The sequence below is a fragment of the Streptomyces solicamelliae genome (assembly GCF_045348655.1).
Lineage (GTDB): Bacteria > Actinomycetota > Actinomycetes > Streptomycetales > Streptomycetaceae > Streptomyces > Streptomyces solicamelliae.
Genome location: NZ_CP160404.1, coordinates 6,393,461 through 6,412,433, shown reverse-complemented (window position 1 = coordinate 6,412,433; position 18,973 = coordinate 6,393,461). Strand labels below are relative to the sequence as shown.

13 protein-coding genes are annotated in these 18,973 nt (G+C 71.5%); 6 read left to right on the top strand and 7 right to left on the bottom strand.

All coding sequences use genetic code 11. From position 1 onward, the window contains the following. The first annotated feature begins 70 nt into the window (after window positions 1-70). A complete protein-coding gene (locus tag ABZO31_RS29570) occupies window positions 71-964 on the top strand; it encodes an aldo/keto reductase (RefSeq protein ID WP_406864374.1) in 894 nt (297 codons plus the stop codon). 357 nt (window positions 965-1,321) lie between these two features. Here ABZO31_RS29570 and ABZO31_RS29565 read toward each other — a convergent pair whose 3' ends face one another. Next, window positions 1,322-1,528 carry a hypothetical protein gene (locus ABZO31_RS29565; RefSeq protein WP_406864373.1) on the bottom strand — a complete coding sequence of 69 codons (207 nt, stop codon included), beginning with the start codon at window positions 1,526-1,528 and terminating at the stop codon, window positions 1,322-1,324. A gap of 24 nt (window positions 1,529-1,552) precedes the next feature. Further along, on the bottom strand, window positions 1,553-3,847 hold the full coding sequence (locus tag ABZO31_RS29560) for an MMPL family transporter (protein WP_406864372.1): 2,295 nt from the start codon (window positions 3,845-3,847) through the stop codon (window positions 1,553-1,555). Between the two features lie 253 nt (window positions 3,848-4,100). Between ABZO31_RS29560 and ABZO31_RS29555 the strand changes: the two genes are divergently transcribed. After that, a complete protein-coding gene (locus ABZO31_RS29555) occupies window positions 4,101-5,939 on the top strand; it encodes a glycoside hydrolase family 15 protein (protein WP_406864371.1) in 1,839 nt (612 codons plus the stop codon). A 28-nt stretch (window positions 5,940-5,967) separates the two neighbouring features. Here the strand turns inward: ABZO31_RS29555 and ABZO31_RS29550 are convergent, their stop codons facing one another. The 3 genes from ABZO31_RS29550 to ABZO31_RS29540 form a co-directional block, all read right to left on the bottom strand. Next, window positions 5,968-7,194 (bottom strand): serine hydrolase domain-containing protein, encoded by a 1,227-nt coding sequence (locus tag ABZO31_RS29550; RefSeq protein ID WP_406864369.1) that lies wholly within the window; start codon window positions 7,192-7,194, stop codon window positions 5,968-5,970. A 183-nt stretch (window positions 7,195-7,377) separates the two neighbouring features. After that, complete coding sequence (locus tag ABZO31_RS29545; protein ID WP_406865523.1) at window positions 7,378-8,376, bottom strand: RNA polymerase sigma-70 factor; 999 nt, start codon at window positions 8,374-8,376, stop codon at window positions 7,378-7,380. 46 nt (window positions 8,377-8,422) lie between these two features. Next, window positions 8,423-9,643 (bottom strand): NAD(P)/FAD-dependent oxidoreductase, encoded by a 1,221-nt coding sequence (locus tag ABZO31_RS29540; protein ID WP_406864368.1) that lies wholly within the window; start codon window positions 9,641-9,643, stop codon window positions 8,423-8,425. A 286-nt stretch (window positions 9,644-9,929) separates the two neighbouring features. Here ABZO31_RS29540 and ABZO31_RS29535 point away from each other — a divergent pair, with 286 nt between their 5' ends. The 4 genes from ABZO31_RS29535 (at window position 9,930) to ABZO31_RS29520 (ending at window position 15,597) form a co-directional block, all read left to right on the top strand. After that, the gene (locus ABZO31_RS29535) at window positions 9,930-11,024 is read left to right on the top strand and encodes a substrate-binding domain-containing protein (protein ID WP_406864367.1); all 1,095 of its coding nucleotides are present in this window, start codon (window positions 9,930-9,932) and stop codon (window positions 11,022-11,024) included. A 68-nt stretch (window positions 11,025-11,092) separates the two neighbouring features. Continuing rightward, on the top strand, window positions 11,093-11,917 hold the full coding sequence (locus tag ABZO31_RS29530) for an ATP-binding cassette domain-containing protein (RefSeq protein ID WP_406864366.1): 825 nt from the start codon (window positions 11,093-11,095) through the stop codon (window positions 11,915-11,917). Continuing rightward, on the top strand, window positions 11,914-13,212 hold the full coding sequence (locus tag ABZO31_RS29525) for a sugar ABC transporter permease (RefSeq protein WP_406864365.1): 1,299 nt from the start codon (window positions 11,914-11,916) through the stop codon (window positions 13,210-13,212). Before ABZO31_RS29530 ends, ABZO31_RS29525 begins: the two co-directional genes overlap by 4 nt. 84 nt (window positions 13,213-13,296) lie before the next feature. Continuing rightward, on the top strand, window positions 13,297-15,597 hold the full coding sequence (locus tag ABZO31_RS29520; protein WP_406864364.1) for a SpoIIE family protein phosphatase: 2,301 nt from the start codon (window positions 13,297-13,299) through the stop codon (window positions 15,595-15,597). A gap of 84 nt (window positions 15,598-15,681) precedes the next feature. On the opposite strand, the gene pntB is transcribed toward ABZO31_RS29520, so the two are convergent. Together pntB and ABZO31_RS29510 are read right to left on the bottom strand one after the other, a co-directional pair. Further along, window positions 15,682-17,100, bottom strand: a complete 1,419-nt coding sequence (gene pntB / locus ABZO31_RS29515) for a Re/Si-specific NAD(P)(+) transhydrogenase subunit beta (protein ID WP_406864363.1) — start codon at window positions 17,098-17,100, stop codon at window positions 15,682-15,684. 1 nt (window position 17,101) lies between these two features. Beyond that, window positions 17,102-18,628: a Re/Si-specific NAD(P)(+) transhydrogenase subunit alpha gene (locus ABZO31_RS29510; RefSeq protein WP_406864362.1), complete on the bottom strand. Its 1,527-nt coding sequence runs from the start codon at window positions 18,626-18,628 to the stop codon at window positions 17,102-17,104. Window positions 18,629-18,973: the final 345 nt, after the last annotated feature.

The window sequence follows — 18,973 nt, the reverse complement described above, 5'->3', positions numbered from 1 at the left end:
CCCGCCTTCCCCGACCCGTCGTGACCTGCGCATACTCCAGGACCCCGATCGGATGGAGTTGAGGAGACGGATGATGTCGCGCACGGTCACCGCGGAGACCTCGGGCACCTGGCGGCTCGGCGACCTCACGGTCCGCCGGATCGGCTTCGGCGCCCTGCGCCTCACCGGCAGCGCCGCCTTCCACGAGGGCGTCCCCGGCGACCGCGGCCGCTCGATCGATGTACTGCGCCGGGCCGTCGAACTCGGCGTGAACCACATCGACACGGCAGCCTTCTACTTCTCCCGCCTGCGCTCCGCCAACGAACTGATCAACTCGGCCCTGGCGCCCTACGCCGACGACCTCGTGATCGCCACCAAGGTCGGCCCGGCCCGCGACGCCTCCGGCGCCTGGGCCACCTCGGCGCGGCCCGACCAACTGCGCGGCCAGGTCGAGGAGAACCTGCGCCAGCTCGGCCGCGACCACCTCGGCGTGGTGAACCTGCGCATCATGAGCCAGGAGGACATCGGCGAGCACTTCGGCGCCCTCGCCGAACTGCGCACCGCCGGACTCGTCCGCCACCTCGGCATCTCCAACGCCCGCCCGGAGCACCTGGCCCAGGCGCGGGCGATCGCCCCGGTGGTGTGCGTCCAGAACCGGTACGGGCTCGACGCGCCCGACGGGGAGGCGATGCTGCGCGCCTGCGGCGAGCGGGGCATCGCGTTCGCCCCCTACTTCTCCATCGCCGGCGCGGGGCGCGAGTCCGGGGCCGTCGGGGCGGAGCACGGCCAGGTCCTCGCCGTCGCCCGCGCCCACGGCGTCTCGGCGGCACAAGTCCGGCTCGCCTGGATCCTGGCGCAGGGCGGCCACGTCCTCGCCATCCCCGGCACGGGCAACCCGGCCCATCTCGACGACAACGTGGCAGCGGGCGGCCTCCGGCTGACGGAGGACGACCTACGACTCCTCGACTCGGTCGCCGGCCGCTGACGGACCCGGCCGCTACGGAACGAGGCCCTCCATCGCCTCGACCGGCAGGGACGGGTTCGCCGCCGCCCCCCTCCGCCACGTCCTCGTCCGCGTCGCCGAGAAGGCGGACGAGGACGTCCGGCGGCAGGGCGGGGTGGGCGGCGGCGAGCAGACGGGCACGCGGGTGGCCGAGGCAGGCCCGGAGGGCCGACGGGGTGGCACGGGGGTGCGTGGCGATCGCCTGGAGCGCCCTGCGCGACGGGGCCGGCAGGGCGGCCAGGTCGGTCAGCAGTGCGGCGGAGGCGTCCGGGTTGGCGGCGACGGCTGCGGCCACCGATGGCCCGAAGCGCGCCAGCAACGCCCTGAGTTGAGGCTCCGTCAGCCCCGGGTGCGGGGCAACGGCCCCAGCCACCTTCGCGTCGGCGTCCGCCGCGCCCGCACCTGTTCGCGGCTCAGGTCGTCCCGGTCGGCCAGCTCGCGCGCGAGCCGTTCGTCCGACTCCCGCACCGCCGCCGCGATCAGCCGGTCCACCAACGCGCCCGGCAGCGACGGATTCCGCGCGAGCCCCTCCCGTACACGATTCACCGGGGCATCGTGCCCCACGTTCCCCTAGGACTTCACCCCGGTATCGCGCGCCAGCGCCGCATCGCCCTCCGCGTCCAGGTGCGGCAGGATCCGGTCCAGCCAACGGGGCGTCCACCAGGCGTGCTTGCCGAGCAGGGTCATGACCGCGGGGACGAGGAGCAGGCGGACGATCGTGGCGTCGATGAGCACGCTCACGGCGAGGCCGAGGCCGAGCATCTTGATCACGATGTTGTCCGAGACGATGAACGCGGCGAACACGCTCACCATGATCAGCGCGGCGCAGGTGATGACCCGGGCGGTGATCTCCAGGGCGTGCGCGACGCTCGCCCTGGCGTCGCCGGTGCGCAGCCACGCCTCGTGGACGCGGGAGAGCAGGAAGATCTCGTAGTCCATGCTCAGGCCGAAGACGATCGCGAACATCATCATCGGCACGTAACTCTCGATCGGCACCTTGCCGTTGACACCGAGCGCGGGTCCGCCCCAGCCCCACTGGAAGACGGCGACGACCACGCCGTACGAGGCGGCGATCGAGAGGACGTTGAGGACCGCGGCCTTCACCGCGACCAGCAGTCCGCGGAAGACGACCAGGATGACGAAGAAGGCGAGCGCGACGACGACCGCGATGATCAGCGGCAGCCGGCTGGAGACGATGTCCAGGAAGTCCACCTGGGCCGCCGTGTTGCCGGTGACGTACGTCTTTGCCTCCGTGCCGGCGACGGCCTGCGGCAGGACGTCGTCGACGAGGTGGTCGGTGAGCTGCGTGGTCTTCTCGTCCTGCGGGGAGGCCACGGAGTACGCGGTGCCGACGAGCACGTCGCCGTCGGGCGTGGGCCGCAGCGGGGTGATGGAGGCCGCGTCGGGCACGTTCGTCAGGGACTGCTGGAGCTTGGTCGCCAGGTCGGCGCGGTCCTCGGACGGTACGGCCGTCTGGTCCACGACGAGCGTGAGGGGCCCGTTCGCGCCCGGTCCGAAGGACTCGGAGATCAGGTCGTAGGCCCGCCGGTCGGTGAAGGACTCCGGGTCGGCACCGTCGCCGATGTGACCGAGCTGGATGAAGAACACCGGGAAGGCGAGGATCACCAGGGCGACCACCCCGCACACCAGGAACGTCCAGGGACGCCGTTCCACCCGTTGGGCGTACCGGTGCCAGGTGCCGTGCGCGACGGCGCCGGACTCCGCGCCCGCCACGGCGCCTGCCTCAGGCTCCGTCTCGGCGACGGGCTTGCGCACGTGGTACTTGTCGATGCGCCTGCCGACGAGGCCCAGCATGGCCGGTACCAGGGTCAGGGCGGCGAGGACCGCGGTGACCACGGTGAACGCCGCGGCGAGCCCCAGTTTGCCGATGAACGTGACACCGGAGACCCACAGCCCGGACAGGGCGATGATCACCGTGCAGCCGGAGACGAGCACGGCCCGGCCGCTCGTGGTGGCCGCCAGGGCCGCCGAGTCGGCGGGATCGTGGCCGTCCATGACGTTCTGCCGGTGCCGGGTGATCAGGAACAGCGCGTAGTCGATGCCGACACCGATGCCGATCATGGTGGCGAGGGTCGGCGAGACCGTGCCGAAGGTGAACGCGGCGGCCATCAGGCCCAGCAGCGCCAGTCCGCAGATCGCCCCGATCAGGGCGGTGATCAGCGGCAGTACGGCGGCGATGACGCTGCCGAAGCCGATCAGCAGCACCACGATCGCCACGGCGAAGCCGATGGCCTCGCTGGTGCGATCGTCGGCCTCCGGCCGGGCGAGCTCGCCGAGCGAGCCGCCGTACTCGACGGTGACGCCGGCGTCCCGCAGCGGCTGTACGGCGGTGTCCACGCCGTTCAGGTAGTCGTCGCCGAGGGTGGAGGGCGTCACGCTGAAGCGGATGGTGATGTAGGCGGTCTTGCCGTCGGTGGACAGCGGGCCGGTGTTCGGCGTGCCGGGCGGCGGCTGCTGGGGCGCGGAGCCCGGCGGCGGCAGCGGGTTCTGGACACCGATCACGTCGGGCAGTTTCTCCAGGGCGTCGACGGTGGAGTCGACCGCGGCCGCCTCGTCGGTGAGCGGTCCGGCGGGCCGGTTCAGCACGATCTGGGAGCTGTAGCCTCCGGCCGTCGGGTCGTGCGCCTGGAGGACGTCCAGACCCTCCGCGGACTGCACTCCGGGGAGCGAGAAGTTGTCGGAGTACTCGCCGCCGAAGGCCCGGTCGAGCACCTGCAGGCCGCCGACGGCGGCGAGCCACAGGACGATGACGACGACGAAGTGCCGTGCGCACCAGTGTCCGAGGCGGTACAGCCCGCTCTTGCCCGCTGCGGGGCTGCGCTGCGGAGTGGTTCCTGCGTTCATGTCGTGGCCGTATCCGTGGGGGTGTCGGTTGCCGTATCGGTTTGCCGTTGCCGTATCGGTCGCGTTGCCGTGTCGGCTGGCGGTTCCGCTGCGTACGCACGTCCCCGAGCGGAGCGAGGTGCACCGCAGGAGTGCACACGGCCCGTAGGGACACTGTGCGCCCTGCGCGCCGCACCGGCATCTCGGCCGCCGGAGCGCGCCGCGGAGGCCCTCTGAGGCGCGCGGAAGCGCCCCTCCCGTGATAGTGGAAGCCATGAAGCGCTACCCGCTGATCGCCGACCACGGCCTGGTGGGCGACCTCCAGACCGCCGCGCTGATCTCCGACGAGGGCGTGGTCGACTGGTTCTCCGCCCCCCGCTTCGACTCGCCCGGCATCTTCTCCGCGCTGCTCGACCACGACCGCGGCGGGTACTTCCGGCTCTCCGTGGACGAGCCCGACGTGTCGGTGAAGCAGCTGTACTACCCGGACACGGCGTTGCTCGTGACGCGCTTCATGTCGCCCGACGGGGTGGGCGAGTTGATCGACTGGATGCCGCCGATCCGCTCCGCGGTCCCGTCCGACCGGCATGCCATCCTGCGGGTGATGCGCTGCACCCGGGGGCGGGTGCGCTTCACCCTGGAGTGCCGGCCCCGCTTCGGCTTCGGCACCCTCCCGCACGAGACGGCGCTGGAGGGACGTACGGCGGCGTTCCGGGCCGCCGGCATCTGCGGGTTCCTGCAGACGAACGTGCCGCTGGAGCGCGAGGGGCCGCACGACGTGCGCGGCACCCTGGAGCTCATCGAGGGCGGGGTGGCGGGCGCCGCGTTCACGGTGACCGGTCCCGACGCGCCGGTACCGCCGCTGCCCACCCCGCAGGAGGCGGAACAGATGCTGTGGGACGCCGTCGACTTCTGGCAGTCGTGGGTGCGCACCGCCCGGTACCGGGGCCGCTGGCCCGACATGGTGCACCGTTCCGCCATCACGCTGAAGCTGCTCACGTACCGGCCGACGGGCGCTCCGATCGCCGCTGCGACGCTCGGGCTGCCGGAGCAGGTCGGCGGCGAACGCAACTGGGACTACCGCTACACCTGGATCCGCGACGGTTCGCTCGCCGTCCGCGCCCTGCTGGACCTCGGCTTCGTGGAGGAGGCGGCGGCCTTCGCCGGCTGGATCGGCGCGCGTGTCACCGAGCGTGCGGAGGCGCCGGCGGCCGGGGACCGGCCGCTGCAGATCATGTACCGGGTGGACGGGGACCCCACGCTGGACGAGACCGTCCTGGAGCACTTCGAGGGCTACCGCGGCTCGTACCCGGTGCGCGTCGGCAACGGCGCGGCGGACCAGCTGCAGCTCGACATCTACGGCGAGGCGATGTACGCGCTCGCGCAGGGCGCGGGACTGCACGCCGGGCCCAACTACCGGGCCTGGCAGGCGGTTTCGGGACTGCTCGACTGGCTGGCACGGTCCTGGGACCGGCCCGACGAGGGCATCTGGGAGACGCGGGGCGGGCAGCAGGACTTCACGTACAGCCGGGTCATGTCCTGGGTGGCCTTCGACCGCGGGCTGCGGCTCGCCCAGGAGTTCGGCCGCCCGGCCGACCTGGAGACCTGGCGGCAAACCCGGGACAGCATCTTCGCGCAGGTGATGGAGCGGGGCTGGAGCGAGAGCCGCAGGGCGCTGGTGCAGTCGTACGGCGGCGCCGAGGTCGTCGACGCCTCGCTGCTGCTGATCCCCCGGGTCGGGATGCTCAGCCCGACGGACCCGATGTGGCTGTCGACGCTCGACGCGATCGAGCGGGACCTGGTGAAGGACAGCCTGGTGTACCGGTACGATCCGGCCGCCTCCCCCGACGGACTCCGCGGCGCGGAGGGCACGTTCAGCCTGTGCACCTTCCTGTACGTGGACGCCCTGGCGCGCGCGGGCCGGGTACGGCAGGCTCGTTTCACCTTCGAGAAGATGCTCACCTACGCCAACCACGTGGGCCTGTTCGCCGAGGAGATCGGCCCCAGCGGCGAGCAACTCGGCAACTTCCCGCAGGCGTTCACCCACCTGTCCCTCATCATGGCGGCGACCACGCTGGACGAGACCCTGGACGGCCGGCCCGGACCGGCGTGACCTCGGCGGTCCGGGCGGCCGCTCCGCGTCAGTGGCGCTCGGGCAGGTCGCGTTCGGCCTGCATCGTCAGCGGGGCCGTCGACCTCATGGCGGTCTTCGCCGGCTTGCCGCAGAAGGCCGACTCCAGGGTGGCGCCCAGGGCCGTGTTGGCCTCGCCGTGGTTGGAGGTGTTGGCCAGGGCCGACAGGCTGCGGCGGCCGTCGCGGGTCGAGAAGGCGTACGTGTAATAGCCCTGCACCGTGCCCGTGTGGCCGAAGACCTGCGTGCCGCAGGACAGGTCGTAGCGGCGCAGGCCGAGGCCGTAGAAGCGGGTGTTGGTGGTGTCCGTCGGCGTCACCGTCGTCATCGCTTCCAGCATCGCCGGGGACAGCAGCCGGCCGCGCATCAGGGCACCGGTGAAGGTGTTGAGGTCGGCGGGGGTGGAGATGAACGCCCCGGCGGACTGCGCCCAGGACACGGTCTGCTCCGTCGAGTCGACGAGCGCGGCGCCGGCCTCGTCGGGGTGCAGGTGGCCGCGGACGTGCAGGCCCTTGATCCGCGTGTCGGGGTGCACGTACGAGGTGTCGCGCAGGCCCAGCGGCTTGATGATGCGCCGCTGGTACGCATCGGCCACCGGGCGGCCGGTCAGCTTCTCGATGAGCATGCCGACGACCACGAAGTTGGTGTTGGAGTACTTGTACGCGACGCCGGGCTCGGTGGTGCGGGGCTCGGCGAGGGAGAGGTCCACCAGCTCCTGGTAGGTGAAGACCCGGTTCCGAACCGCCTCGAAGCCCGGGACGGTCTGGTGGAACATCTTGTCCGTGTAGTCCGCGAGCCCGCTGCGGTGGGTGAGCAGGTGACGGACCGTGATGCGGTCGTCGGGGAGCAGCCCGGGCAGGTGGCGGTTGACCGGCTGGTCCAGTTCCAGCCGGCCCTCCTGCGCCAGCTGGAGCAGTACGACGGCCGAGAACGTCTTGCTGACGCTGCCGATGCGGAATCGGGCGCGGACGTCCATGGCCGCGCCCGACGCCTTGTCGCGGACGCCGACTGCGCGGCTTCTGACCCCGTCGGGGCCGGAGTAGCGTGCCATGGCGCCGGGCGCGCCCTTGGCCATGGCGTTGTTCAGTGCGGCGACGACTCCGGCCATGTCGGGGGTGGGGGCAGGAGCGGGTGCGGCAGGGGCGGGCGCTGCGGCGGCCGCCGGCGCGAGCCCCCCGGCAAGCGCGGCGATGACGGTGACACTCACGGCCAGACGGCGGTGCAGTGACAAGGACACGTTCGACTCCTCGGCTGTTCCTCGTGGGTTCGGCGGAGCCGTGCGGTGGTCGGCCGCGGGCTCCATGGATCATGAACGCGGAATCCGGCATTCGGTTCCGGGCACGCGCGGACGGAAACGACCGAGCCCGCCCTCTCAGGAGGGCGGGCTCGGTTCGGGACGCGGAACGGTGGGCGCGGCGGCTCAGCGCGCCGTGAGCGGGGTCTCCTCGAGGATGCGGGTGAGCTTCTCGGGGTTGCGGACGTAGTACAGGCCGGAGATCCGGTCGTCCTCGAACCTGATCCCCATGACGCCGTCCAGCTCGCCGTCCACGTGGAGCAGCAGGGCGGGGTTGCCGTTGACGACGGTCGGCTCGACGGTGATCTCGACGCCCCACTTGGCGGCGCCGCCGAGGATGAAGCGGGCCACCTTGTCGGAGCCCTTCACCGGCCGGACCGCGGCCTGCTTGACGCCGCCGCCGTCGGACATCAGGACGACCTCGGGGGCGAGGACGTCGAGGAGGCCCTGGAGGTCGCCGGTCGTCACGGCGCGCTGGAAGGAGTCGAGGGCCGCGCGGGTGGCGTCCGCGGAGACCGCCTCGCGCGGCCGCCGGGCGTCGACGTGCTTGCGGGCGCGGTGGGCGATCTGGCGTACGGTCGCGGGGTTCTTGTCGACCGCGGCGGCGATTTCGTCGTAGCCGAGGTCGAAGACCTCGCGCAGCACGAACACCGCACGCTCGGTCGGGGACAGGGTCTCCAGGACGAGCATCAGCGCCATCGACAGGCTCTCGGCGAGCTCGACGTCCAGGGCCACGTCCGGTGTGGTGAGCAGCGGTTCGGGCAGCCACGGCCCGACGTACGACTCCTTGCGGCGGGACAGGGAGCGCAGCCGGTTGAGCGACTGGCGGGTGGTGATGCGGACCAGGTACGCGCGCTGGTCGCGCACCTGGTCGAGGTCGACGTCGACCCAGCGGAGCCAGGTCTCCTGCAGCACGTCCTCCGCGTCCGCGGCGGACCCGAGCATCTCGTACGCGACGGTGAAGAGAAGGTTGCGATGCGCGACGAACGCGGCGGTCGCCGCGTCGGCGACACCCTCGCCCCTCCCCCGCCCGTCCGCGCCCCGCGCGCCGGGGGCGGCGTCGGAGTCGGCGGGGCCGGAGGCGGGCTCGCCCGTCGTACCGACGTCGTCGAGGCCCTCGGGCACCTCGGGCTGGTCCACGGCAGCTTCCCTTCTCTTCACGTCGTCTTCCTCAGCTCCGGACCGCGGGCGCGGTCTCGGGGAGTGCGCCGCGCAGGGCCAGGAGCTCGCGGCGGCGCTTCCCCTCCGAATCGGACTTCTTGTGGCGGTTGTAGGCGCCGGGCCTGCGGGCCTCGTCCGCCAGCTGCTTCACCGTCTCCTTGCAGATGAACTCCTTGAGCTTCGCGCCCGGCGAGCCGCCCAGGAAGTACCCCTTCGGGGTGTCGTCCTTGCCCGCGACCTGGAAGAGACCGAGGCGGCGGCCCAGGCTCAGGCACTGGCCGGCGAACCCGATGCCGATGTTCGCGGGCGGTACGCCGTCGAGCCGGTCGAACAGCGTGTCCGCGGCGTGCGCGCCCAGCGGGCCGGCGGCCTGGCAGCTCATGCGCAGCGGCAGCCCGGAGGGGGCGGCCGAGTCGCCCGCCGCGAGGATCCGGTCGTCGTCCACGCTGGTCAGTGTCTCGTCGGTGATCAGGCGGCCCAGCGCGTCGGTGGTCAGCCCGCTGCGCGCGGCCAGGTCCGGGACGCTGAAGCCCGCGGTCCAGATGGTCACCGCGCTCGGCAGGCTCCGGCCGTCGGCGAGTTCGACGGTCTCGCGGGTCACCGCGTTCACCTTGGCGTCGCGGCCCTCCACGACGGTGACGCCGAGCTCGGCGAGCCGGCCGGCGACGGACCGGCGGCCGCGCGGGTGCAGGTACGGGCCGAGCACGTCGCCGCAGACCAGGGTCACCCGGCGCCCCTGCTCCGCCAGTTCGGCGGCGGTCTCGATGCCCGTCGGTCCGGCGCCGACGACCGTCACGGGCGCCTCGGCGGCGGCCTGCTCGACGACCGGGCGCAGCCGCTCCGCCTCCTCCAGACCGGCGACCGGGTACGCGAACTCCGCCGCGCCGGGCACGCTCGGGTCGGCGCTGCCGCTGCCCACCGCGTAGAGCAGGTAGTCGTACGACATCGTGTCGCCGCTCGCCAGGGTCAGGCCGCGTCCCGGGGCGTCGATCCGGTCCACGGTGTCGACGACGAGGCGGACGCCGTCGGCGAGGACGTCCCGGAAGTCCACGACCGCGGCGTGGTTGCCGCCGACGAGCTGGTGGAGCCGGATCCGCTCGACGAAGGCGGGGCGCGGGTTGATCAGGGTCACGGCGACGCCGTCCCGACCGCTCATGCGGTTGGCGGCCATGACGCCGGCGTAACCGCCGCCGATGACGACGACCTGGGTGCGCGCGGTGTTCTCGTTCATGGTGTCTCCTCCGGTTCCCATGCGTTCGGCATTGAGACACCGGAGACCCCGCCCGTGTGACACATATGACCCGGATCACATCCCCCGTCGATGAGAACCCTGGGCGCGCGTCCATGATCGCGCTCCGACCGCGACGGTATCCGATGATCACCCGAATGGTCGGCCCCCGGCGTTGGGTCTAGTGTCGATGTATGGACCAGCTGTCTGGTCAGAGGCGCGCCCGCGCTCCCGCGGCCCCTCCGCGGAACGGGGAGGAGCAGGCGGCGCGCGAAAGGAGCAGCCTCCCATGACCCGTACAGTGCGAGGCGCGATCGCGTTGGCCGGAGCCACGGCCCTGACCCTGGGAGTCGTGGCCGCGACGGGAACGGCGCTCGCGGCGGACGACGACTCCGCGGCGAAGCAGGAGATCAAGATCGGACTGCTGCTGCCGGAGAGCAAGACGACCCGCTACGAGAAGTTCGACCGGCCGTACATCGAGCAGAAGATCAAGGAACTGGCGCCGGACGCCCAGATCGACTACTACAACGCGGCCGAGAGCGCGACCACCCAGCAGCAGCAGGTCAACACCGCGCTCGCCAAGGGCGATCAGGTACTGATCCTGGACGCGGTGGACGCCAAGTCGATCCAGTCGTCCGTGGAGAAGGCGAACAAGGCCGGCGTGAAGATCGTCGCCTACGACCGACTCGCCCAGGGCCCCGTGGACGCCTACGTGTCCTACGACAACCGCAAGGTCGGCCAGTTGCAGGGCCAGGCGCTGCTCGCCGCGCTCGGCGACAAGGCCGACGACGGGCAGATCGTGATGCACAACGGCTCGCCCACCGACCCGAACGCGGCCGAGTTCAAGGCCGGCGCGCACTCCGTCCTCGACGGCAAGGTGAAGATCGGCAAGGAGTACGACACTCCCAACTGGGACCCGAACAACGCCAATCAGCAGATGTCCGGCGCGATCAGCGCCCTCGGCAAGGACAACATCGTCGGCGTCTACTCCGCCAACGACGGTCTGGCCGCCGGTATCTCCACCGCCCTGAAGGCGGCCGGCATGAACGTGCCGCTGACCGGTCAGGACGCCCAACTGGACGCCATCCAGCGGATTCTGCTGGGCACTCAGACCATCACCGTCGAGAAGCCGTACAAGCCCGAGGCCGACATCGCGGCCACCATGGCCGTCAACCTGGCCGAGGACAAGGCGATTCCGAAGGACCTGATCCCGCTCACCGTCACCAGCGGCAGCGGCGACAAGGTCCCGGCGAACCTGCTGACCCCGGTCGTGGTCCACAAGGACAACATCGACGAGACAGTCGTCAAGGACGGTCTGTACACGGTCGACGAGATCTGCACGCCGGCCTACGAGGACGCCTGCCGCGAGGCAGGTCTCGAGTAGCGGCAACGGCGTCGTGACGAGGTAGCAGCAACCCCCACGAGGCGGTCCCCGCCGAGGAGGCGGTCGAGTTGCCGGAAGCACCTGTGCTCACCCTGCGGGGGGTCTCCAAGAGGTTCGGCGCGGTCCAGGCCCTGGCGGACTTCGATCTGGAGGTCCACGCCGGTGAGGTGGTCGCACTCGTCGGCGACAACGGCGCCGGCAAGTCGACCGCCGTCAAGGCCATCGCCGGGGTGAACCCGCCCGACGAGGGCGTCATCGAGTGGCAGGGCCGGCCGGTCTCCATCCACCGGCCGCACGACGCCCAGAACCTCGGCATCGCGACCGTGTACCAGGACCTCGCGCTCTGCGACAACCTGGACGTGGTCGGCAACCTCTTCCTCGGCCGGGAGCTGCGCCGCTTCGGCGTCCTCGACGAGGTCCGCATGGAGCAGCGCTCCCGCGAACTGCTCGCCACCCTGTCCATCCGGATCCCCTCCGTACGCATCCCGGTCGCCTCGCTCTCCGGCGGCCAGCGCCAGACCGTGGCGATCGCCCGTTCCCTGATCGGCGACCCGAAGGTGGTCATCCTGGACGAACCGACCGCCGCGCTGGGCGTGGAGCAGACCGCCGAGGTCCTCGACCTCGTCGAACGGCTCCGCGGCCACGGCCTGGGGACCATCCTCATCAGCCACAACATGGTGGACGTGATGGCGGTCGCGGACCGGATCGCGGTGCTGCGCCTCGGCCGCAACAACGGCGTCTTCGACAGGCGCGCCACCACCACCGAGGAGATCATCTCCGCGATCACGGGCGCCACGGAGAGCGCCGTGACCCGCCGCCAGGCCCGGATCCGCGAGGAGCGGGAGGTCCGCGGCGAGGGTCACGGCGAGTCCTACGGGGAGGAGGGGCGATGAAACGGCGCGGCGATCCCGGCGGCCCGAACCGCATCCCCGACGACTCGGCCGCGCAGCGGCCCGCGCCGGAGGCGATGCCGGCCGTCGACACCCGGCTGATCGTCCGCGAGGAGGGCGTCCGCGGGTACGTGACGGAGTTCCGGCGCAAGCTGCGCAGCGGCGAGCTGGGCTCGCTGCCCGTCGTGATCGCCGTGATCATCATCTGGACGGTGTTCGGCACCCTGGACAGCACGTTCCTCTCCGCGCAGAACCTCTCCGACCTCAGCCAGCAGATCGTCGGCACCGGCATGATCGCCGTCGGGATCGTGTTCGTGCTGCTGCTCGGCGAGATCGACCTGTCCGTCGGCTCGGTCAGCGGCCTGTGCGCGGCGATCTTCGCCGTGCTCAACGTGCTGAACGGTATGAACGAGTGGCTGGCGCTGCTGGTCGCGGTGGCGGGCGGTGCGGCGGTCGGGCTCATCCAGGGGTTCTTCTTCGCCAAGGTCGGCGTGCCGGCCTTCGTGGTGACCCTGGCCGGAAACCTCGCCTGGAACGGGCTGATGCTGCAGGTGCTCGGCAGCACGGGCACGGTCAACATCCCGGCCGAGTCGGTGGTCGCCGAGCTCTACTCGAAGATCTTCGAGAGCCCGGCCGCAGCGTACGTGGCCGCCGGCGTCGGGGTCGGCCTGTTCCTGTTCGCCCAGCTCCTGGACGCCCGGCGGCGGCAGGCGGCGCGGGTGCCGTCCCGGCCGATCGCCGAGATCGTGCTGCGGACCGTCGTCATCGGGGCGATCGCGTTCGCCACGGCGTACATCCTGAACCAGTACCAGGGGCTGCCGCTGGCCCTGCTGCTCTTCCTCATCCTCCTCGTGGTGCTGGACTTCGTGCTGCGCCGCACCCGCTACGGACGGCAGATCTTCGCGGTGGGCGGCAACATCGAGGGCGCGCGGCGGGCCGGCATCAGCGTGCCGTTCGTGCGGATGAGCGTCTTCTCGATCGCCGGCACGATGGCGGCGATCGGCGGCCTCTTCCTCGCCGGACAGATCCAGTCGGCGAGCCAGACGTCGGGCGGCGGCAATCTGCTCATGAACGTGATCGCGGCGGCGGTCATCGGCGGCACGAGTCTGTTCGGCGGCCGCGGGTCGGTGTGGTCGGCGCTGCTCGGCGCGCTGGTGATCGGCTCGATCCAGTCCGGCATGAACATCATGGGCGTGAGCAACGCCGTCCAGTTCATGATCACCGGTTCGGTGCTGCTGGCCGCCGTGGTCGTGGACTCGCTGTCCCGCCGCAGCCAGAAGGCCGCGGGACGCGCCTGACCGCCCGGCCGGGGCCGGCGCTCGCTTCTGCGGCCCCGGCCACTAAGGTGACGAGGGGGAATGACCGTACGCCGGGAGGCCGCCATGACATCGCCCAGGTCGGGTGAGCCGGATCCCGGCACTCCGTTCCACCTGGCGTCCACGGCCACGGCGGTACTGGACCGGCAGGGCGTCGTCATCGGCTGGAACCCCGCGGCCGAGGAGTTCTACGGCCTCGCGGCGGACGACGTCCTCGGCAGGCCGGCCCACGAGGTCCTCGCCCCCGCCGACGGGCTCCCGCTCTTCGGGCCGGACGCCCCCGACGGCCTCTCCGGCGAGACCCGGATCCTGCGGACCAGCGGCGGCACCGTACGCGCGATGCTGCACGTCCTGCCGCTCGGCCCGACCGGGCCTTCCCCGGCCCCTGCGGCCTGGGCCGTCATGTCCCTGGCCGCCGAACAGGTGGAGCGCTGGGCGACCGACCAGGCGATGCTGGTCGGGCTCTTCCACCAGTCACCGATCGGCCTGACCGTGTACGGCCCGGACGGCCGCGTGACCTGGGTCAATCCGAGCCAGGAGATCGAGTTCCGGCTCGACCCGTCGTACTGGATGGGCAAGTACGTGCGGGACATCATGCCCGAGGGCGAGATCATCGGCGGGAAACTGCGGGGCGGCCGGCTCGACGAGGTCGTCGCACAGGTGTTCCGCACCGGCGAGCCCGTCATCGACCTCCACTATCGCCTCACCGTGCCGGGAGAACCCGGCCGTGAGCGGGTCTTCTCCTGCTCGTACTTCCGTTTGCAGGGCCCCGACGGCAACCTGCTGGGGGTATGCGAATCCGCGTTCGAGATCACCGCACGCTACACGGCCCAGCGGCGCCTGGAACTGCTGAGCCGCTCCAGCAGCATCGGTACGACGCTGGACGTGGTCCGGACGTCCGAGGAGTTCGTCGCCGTGGCCGTCCCCGGTCTCGCGGACGCGGCGCGGGTCGACCTCGCGACGTCCGTGCTCGCGGGGCAGGAGCCCGCACCCCGGGCGGGCGATCCGGCCCAGGAGGTCCCCGCCGGCGACCGGAGGCTCGTCCTGCCCCTGAAGGCCGGTGCCGCGGTGCTCGGGACCGTCACCCTGACCCGTACCGCCGGCAGGGCCGCCTTCGACGACGCCGACCGCGGCCTGGCCGGCGAACTGGTCGCCCACACCGCCGTCTGCGTCGACAACGCACGCCGCTACGCCCGCGAGCACGCGACGGCCCTGCTGCTCCAGCGCAGTCTGCTGCCGCAGGAACTGCCGGAGCACACCGCCGTGGAGTCCGCCCACCGCTACGTCCCCGGTGCCGGGCCGACGGGGGTGGGCGGCGACTGGTACGACGTGATCCCGCTGTCCGGCGCCCGCGTCGGGCTGGTCGTGGGCGACGTGGTGGGCCACGGGCTGCACGCCGCGGTGACGATGGGGCGGCTGCGCACGACCGTACGTGCCCTGGCCGCCCTCGACCTCGCGCCGGACGAACTCCTCAGCCGGCTCGACGACCTGGTCGGGCAGGCCCGCATCGGGATCGACCCCAAGGGGACGGACGGCAGCGATCCGGCGGTGTGCGCGCGGTGCCTGTACGTCGTGTACGACCCGGTCCACGGGCGGATCGCGGCGGCCAGCGCCGGTCATCTGCCCCCGGTCGTCGTCCCGCCCGAAGGGCCCGCGGCGCCTCTGGACGTCCCGGTCGGCCTGCCCCTGGGCGTCGGCGGAATGCCCTTCGAGGCGGCGGAGTTCGAGATGGCGGAGCACAGCCTGCTGGCCCTGTTCACGGACGGCCTCGTGACCGGGGCCGACCGTGATCCTGATGCCGGGGTCGCCGTCCTGTGCCAGGCCCTGACCGCGCACTCCGGACTGCACCCGGACGAACTGGCCCGCCGGATCGTCGAGACCGAGGAGGCGGCCGACGCCCGCGACGACGCCGCGCTGCTTCTGGTCCGCGTCCGCGCCCTGGCCGAGGACGACATGGCGAGCTGGCGGATCGATTCGGATCCGGCCGAGGTGGCGGGCGCCCGCGCCTCCACGAACGCCCAGCTGGAACGCTGGGGCCTCGACGCCGTCGGCTTCGCGGTCGAACTGATCGTCAGCGAGCTCGTCACCAACGCGATCCGGTACGGGGCTCCGCCGGTGGATCTGCGGCTGCTGCGCGACCGGGACCGCGCCCTGATCTGCGAGGTGTCGGACGGCCGCGAGACGTCACCCCGGCTGCGCCGGGCCCGTCCGGACGAGGAGGGCGGCCGCGGACTGTTCCTGGTCGCCCAACTCGCCGACCGGTGGGGCACGCGCTACACACGCGAAGGAAAGACGATCTGGGCCGAGGTGCCGATCCGTCCGGACACCGAGCCGACGATCCGGTTCGACTTCGGCCTGGACGCCTAGGACGACCGGGCAGAAGGGCCTCCCGGCACCGGCGCGGACGTCTGCCGTCCGGGCCGGGCCGGGAGGCCCTCGGGTGTCGGACGCTCAGAGCGCGCCGACGATGTCCTCGACCCGTGCCTTCGCGTCACCGAAGAGCATCGAGGTGTTCTCCTTGAAGAACAGCGGGTTCTGCACACCGGCGTAACCGGAGGCCATCGAGCGCTTGAAGACGATGACCTTGCCGGCCTCCCAGACGGTGAGGACCGGCATGCCGGCGATCGGGCTGCTGGGGTCCTCGGCGCCCGCCGGGTTGACCGTGTCGTTGGCGCCGATCACCAGGACGACGTCCGTCTCGGAGAAGTCCTCGTTGATCTCGTCCATCTCGAGCACGATGTCGTACGGCACCTTGGCCTCGGCAAGCAGCACGTTCATGTGGCCGGGCAGGCGGCCGGCGACCGGGTGGATGCCGAACCGTACGTCGACGCCCTTGGCGCGCAGCTTCGAGGTGAGCTCGGCGACCGGGTACTGCGCCTGGGCGACGGCCATGCCGTACCCGGGGGTGATGACCACCGAGCGGGCGGAACCGAGGAGTTCGGCGGCGCTCTCGGCGGTGATCTCGGTGTGCTCGCCGTAGTCGACGTCGGAGCTCGACGGCGCCTCGATGCCGAAGCCGCCGGCGATGACCGAGAAGAAGGAGCGGTTCATGGCCTTGCACATGATGTAGCTCAGGTAGGCACCGGAGGAGCCGACCAGGGCACCGGTGATGATCAGCAGGTCGTTGCCGAGCAGGAAGCCCGAGGCGGCCGCGGCCCAGCCGGAGTAGCTGTTGAGCATCGAGACCACGACCGGCATGTCGCCGCCGCCGATCGAGGCCACCAGGTGCCAGCCGAGGGCCAGCGCCAGGACCGTGACGGTGATCAGCAGCCACAGCTGCGGGGTGATGACGAACCACACCGTCAGGGCGACGAACAGGCCCAGCGTGCCGAGGTTCAGGAGGTTCTTGCCCGGCAGCACCAGCGGCTTGGAGTTGATCTTCGCCGAGAGCTTCAGGTACGCCACGATGGAGCCGGTGAAGGTCACCGCGCCGATGAACAGGCCGATGAACACCTCGGCGTGGTGGATGCCGAGCGTGCCGAGGGCGTCCAGGGCCTTGGCCTCGTGGCCGTCCGGGTGGTTCTCGACCTCCAGGTAGCCGTTCCAGCTGACCAGCACGGCCGCCAGACCGACGAAGGAGTGCAGCAGCGCGATGAGTTCCGGCATGCCGGTCATCTCGACGCCGCGGGCGCGCTGCAGGCCGATCAGGGCGCCGATCAGCATGGCGACGGCCATCAGGCCGAGGCCGGCGGTGCTGACGTCGCCGTCCACCGCGAGCACGACCGTCGCGACGAGCGCGACGGCCATGCCGAGCATGCCGAAGGCGTTGCCGAGCCGCGCCGACTCGTGCTTGGAAAGTCCTGCCAGCGCCAGGATGAACAGCAGCGCAGCAACAAGGTAAGCCGCCTGGGCGGCGATGGTCGCAGACATGTCAGCTCCGGTTGAACATGGCGAGCATGCGACGCGTCACCGCGAAGCCGCCGAAGACGTTGATACTGGCAAGAAGGATCGCCACGAACGAGAGCACCGTGACGGTCGTGCTCGTCTGCCCGATCTGCAGCAGCGCGCCGACGACGATGATCCCGGAGATCGCGTTGGTCACCGACATCAGCGGCGTGTGCAGCGCGTGGTGCACATGGCCGATGACGTAGTAGCCGATCACGATCGCGAGCACGAAGACCGTGACGTGCGGCAGCAGGGCCGCCGGGGCGAACCCGGCGGTGAGGAACAGCGCCAGCGCCGCGAGGGCCACGCCGCCGAACTTCTGCTTCGCCGTCATCGGCGCCTTCTTCGGCGCCGGCTCCACCGCGGCCGCGGCCGGCACGGGGGCGGGGGCAGCCGAGACCTGGACCGGCGGGGGCGGCCAGGCCAGCTCGCCCTTGCGGACGACGGTGATCGAGCGCTGCACCTGGTCGTCCCAGTCGAGGACCAGGCGGGCGTCCTTGTCCGGCGTCATCAGCTTCAGCAGGTTGACGAGGTTGGTGCCGTACAGCTGCGAGGCCTGCGCCGGCAGCCGGCCCGCGAGGTCGGTGTAGCCGATGATCGTCACGCCGTTCTCCGTGACGGTCTTCTCGCCCTTGACGGTGCCCTCGACGTTGCCGCCGTTGGCGGCCGCCATGTCGACGATCACCGAGCCCGGCTTCATGCTCGCGACCATCTCCGCGGTGATCAGCGTCGGCGCGGGGCGCCCCGGGATCAGCGCGGTGGTGATGACGATGTCGACCTCGCGGCACTGCGCGGCGTAGAGCTCGACCTCGCGCGCCTTGTAGTCGTCGCCCATCTCCTTGGCGTAGCCGGTCTTCGAGACCTCGACCTCGGCGGACTCGATCGACAGGTACTCCCCGCCCAGCGAGCGGACCTGGTCGGCCACCTCCGGCCGCGGGTCGGTCGCGCGCACGATCGCGCCGAGCGAGCCCGACGCGCCGATCGCCGCCAGACCGGCGACGCCGGCGCCCGCGACGAGCACCTTCGCCGGCGGCACCTTGCCCGCCGCGGTCACCTGGCCGGTGAAGAAGCGCCCGAACTCGTGCGCGGCCTCGACGACGGCCCGGTAACCGGCGATGTTCGCCATGGAGGACAGCACGTCCATGGACTGCGCCCGGCTGATACGCGGCACGGCGTCCATCGACAGCGCGGTGAACGGGCGGCGGCCCAGGTCCTCGACCATCGCGGGGTCGAAGGCCGGCGCGAAGAGCGCGATCACCGTCGCCTCCGGCCGTACCCGGTCCAGCTGGGACGGACTCGGGGCGTTGACGCCCAGCACCACGTCCGTGGCCGTCGCGTCGCCGACGGTCGCGCCGGCGGCCTCGTAGGCGCTGTCCGTGAAGCCGGCCGCGACGCCCGCGCCCGAGTCGACGACGACGTCATACCCCAGTTTGCGGATCTGTTCAATCGTGGCCGGCGTGGCCGAAACGCGACTCTCACCTGCCCGCGCTTCCTTGAGGACTCCGACAATCACGAGTGTTCTCCGTTCGCTGCTCTTGCCGTCAACGGCCTGTTCTCAACTCGATCAGAAGTGCGCCGCCATGATCCTGAGCACGTCGCGCGCCCAGCTTGGACGTCGAGAGCTCTCGTTGAACAGGACCCATGAGTGAGGTATACGCAACATCCGGCGAGTCACGTTCACCTGTCTCATGAAAAGCCGAGCTCAAGTCGGGTTCGATGCCTCGCGCAGCCGGCGCAGCGACGGCCGGCACACGGCCGACCACCTGCACTTTCGTACCGGAAGCCGCCTGACGAGCGTGACCGGCGGCGCGTCCCCACTCTGCTGGGGGAGGGAGACCGCCCGGGCCGCCAAGGCTCC

Excerpts from the sequence above, each read along its gene's own strand:
- ABZO31_RS29570 (WP_406864374.1), top strand. The coding sequence starts at position 71 with ATGATGTCGCGCACGGTCACCGCGGAGACCTCGGGCACCTGGCGGCTC.
- ABZO31_RS29560 (WP_406864372.1), bottom strand. The coding sequence starts at position 3,847 with ATGAACGCAGGAACCACTCCGCAGCGCAGCCCCGCAGCGGGCAAGAGC.
- ABZO31_RS29555 (WP_406864371.1), top strand. The coding sequence starts at position 4,101 with ATGAAGCGCTACCCGCTGATCGCCGACCACGGCCTGGTGGGCGACCTC.
- ABZO31_RS29540 (WP_406864368.1), bottom strand. The coding sequence starts at position 9,643 with ATGAACGAGAACACCGCGCGCACCCAGGTCGTCGTCATCGGCGGCGGT.
- ABZO31_RS29535 (WP_406864367.1), top strand. The coding sequence starts at position 9,930 with ATGACCCGTACAGTGCGAGGCGCGATCGCGTTGGCCGGAGCCACGGCC.
- ABZO31_RS29525 (WP_406864365.1), top strand. The coding sequence starts at position 11,914 with ATGAAACGGCGCGGCGATCCCGGCGGCCCGAACCGCATCCCCGACGAC.
- ABZO31_RS29520 (WP_406864364.1), top strand. The coding sequence starts at position 13,297 with ATGACATCGCCCAGGTCGGGTGAGCCGGATCCCGGCACTCCGTTCCAC.
- pntB (WP_406864363.1), bottom strand. The coding sequence starts at position 17,100 with ATGTCTGCGACCATCGCCGCCCAGGCGGCTTACCTTGTTGCTGCGCTG.